This is a genomic window from Bradyrhizobium retamae (genome assembly GCF_001440415.1).
GTDB lineage: Bacteria > Pseudomonadota > Alphaproteobacteria > Rhizobiales > Xanthobacteraceae > Bradyrhizobium > Bradyrhizobium retamae.
Map to the genome: position 1 here is coordinate 1 of NZ_LLYA01000092.1, position 2,073 is coordinate 2,073.

A 2,073-nucleotide genomic window follows, 5' to 3' on the forward strand; every position below is an offset into this window, starting at 1 on the left:
TCAGGGCAATCTCAAGTCAAAGTAGCTATCGAAATTTATGACGCAGTAAGACTAGACTACTTCCCGGCGCAAAGGCTTGGGCCGGGTGTAGAATCGGCGTGTCGGCGGAAAACTGCAAGGTCGAACGGAGCGAGGCTTGACTTGTGCGGTTGTCATTGATTCATTTTTATGAATGATTCGCGATCGAACTCTTCAGGCGCGCGTCAAGCTTGTCGGCAAGCTGCCGATTACCGGCGAATTGCTGCGCGGCTCGCTGCTGGAGCGCACAGTCCGACACACCAAGGGTTGCCCGAAATGCGCCCGCGGTGAGGGACACCAGGTGTTTGTCCTGACCGTGACTTACGCCGGCGGGCGCACGCAACAGTTCAGCGTGCGGCGCGAGCGGATCGCCGAAGTCCGGCGCTGGCTCGACAATTATCAGAAGCTCAAGCAGGCGATTGAGGACATCTGCGAGCTCAATCATGAACTGCTGCGTCCAGGGCCGCATCGAAGGCGGATGGGGCGGCGGCATGATTGAGATGCGGCGGGCACAACTCAGCTTCGGCGATGGGTTGATTGCCGAGGAAGTGAGTGATCTTCGCGAAGACTGGATGGAGCACGCCGATCGGGTGCTGGCGGACGAAGAGATCGTGGCGGCAGTGTACGACGCGCTGGCAAAGCGGCATCCCAAGAGCCGCAGTCGTGGCCGGTTCGGCGCGCCGGCCGAGGTGGTGTTGCGTCTGCTGGTCCTCAAGCACATCCGAAACCTGAGCTATGCCGCCTTGGAACGCGAGGTGCGCGCCAATCTCGTGTACCGCGACTTCACCCGGGTGGGCGGCGGGAAGATGCCGGATGCCAAGACCATGGGGCGATGGGGCTTGGCAATCGGGCCGCAGGTGCTCAGGCAGATCCATGATCAGATGGTGAAAATAGCGCATGACAACGGCGTCGTTGCGGGCCGGCGCATGCGCGTGGATACGACTGTGGTGGAGACCAACATCCACCATCCGACCGACAGCACGTTGCTGGGGGATGGCGTGCGGGTGCTGCCCCGCACCATGAAGAAGATCACGGATATTGCCGGCGCGGTCGGAACCAAGCTGCGCGACCGCAGCCGGAGCGTGAAGCTGCGGCTGTTCGAGATCGCGCGGATAGCGCGCACCAAAGGCCCGCTCAATCGGGACCGGCTGCAGCAACGTTATCGCCGATTGCTCAATACAACGAGCCGGGTGGTGGGTCAGGCGAAGCGGTTCTCGAAGGAGATATCGCAAGGAGTGAAGCGATCCACAGATGTTCTACAGCAGATCGCACTGGAGGGCCTGCGCAAGGAGCTCGACAGGATGGTGCCGCTGGTGCGGCGGGTGATGCGGCAGACGCGGGCGCGTATCTTCGATGGCGACACCCACGTCGAAGACAAGATTCTTAGCGTGTTCGAGCCGTCGACCGAGGTCATCCGCAAGGGCAAGGCCGGCAAACCCAACGAGTTCGGCAAGATGATCAAGCTGCAGGAAGCCGAGAATCAGATCATCGTGGACTACGAAGTCTACACTCGGCGACCCAACAATTCCGATCTGTTGATCCCATCCATTGCAGCCCACCAAGCGAAGCTGGGGCGCGTCCCGCGATTGGTGGCGACTGACGCCGGGTTTTATTCCGCCAGAAACGAGGCCGCTGCGAAGGCGATGGGAGTCAAGCGTGTGTGTATCCCCAATCGATCGAGCAAGAGCATCGAACGCAAACGCGAGCAGAAGAAACGATGGTTCCGCAACGGCCAGAAATGGCGTACCGGATGCGAAGGGCGGATCAGCGTGGTCAAACGGCGAAACGGTCTCGATCGCTGCCGATACAAGGGCGACGAAGGAATGCAGCGGTGGGTGGGGCTAGGCGTGATCTCCGACAATCTCATCAACATCGGACGGGCGATGAGCAAACAAGCTGCTCCTTAAGCTCTTGCAACCATCCTCGCGTTCTTCACACCCCGCTGCCCACCCCGGCGGGTTTTGCTTTGCTTCACGCCATTGACCACAGGGCTCGAAAACTGAGCTGGTCCCGGTTGTCTGAACAGCATTTCCGCATCGATAAGTGGAGCGTCGA

General features: G+C 60.4%; 2 protein-coding genes. Both read left to right on the forward strand.

Annotated elements, in window-relative coordinates; translation table 11 throughout:
* The first annotated feature begins 172 nt into the window (after positions 1 to 172).
* Positions 173 to 517, forward strand: coding sequence for a DUF6788 family protein (locus CQ13_RS11530; protein ID WP_057843022.1), 345 nt, complete (start codon positions 173 to 175; stop codon positions 515 to 517).
* Between the two features lies 1 nt (position 518).
* Complete coding sequence (locus tag CQ13_RS11535) at positions 519 to 1,925, forward strand: ISNCY family transposase (protein ID WP_082637425.1); 1,407 nt, start codon at positions 519 to 521, stop codon at positions 1,923 to 1,925.
* Positions 1,926 to 2,073: the final 148 nt, after the last annotated feature.

Coding starts and splice junctions, on each gene's coding strand:
- CQ13_RS11530 (WP_057843022.1), top strand. CDS start 173: ATGATTCGCGATCGAACTCTTCAGGCGCGCGTCAAGCTTGTCGGCAAG.
- CQ13_RS11535 (WP_082637425.1), top strand. CDS start 519: ATGCGGCGGGCACAACTCAGCTTCGGCGATGGGTTGATTGCCGAGGAA.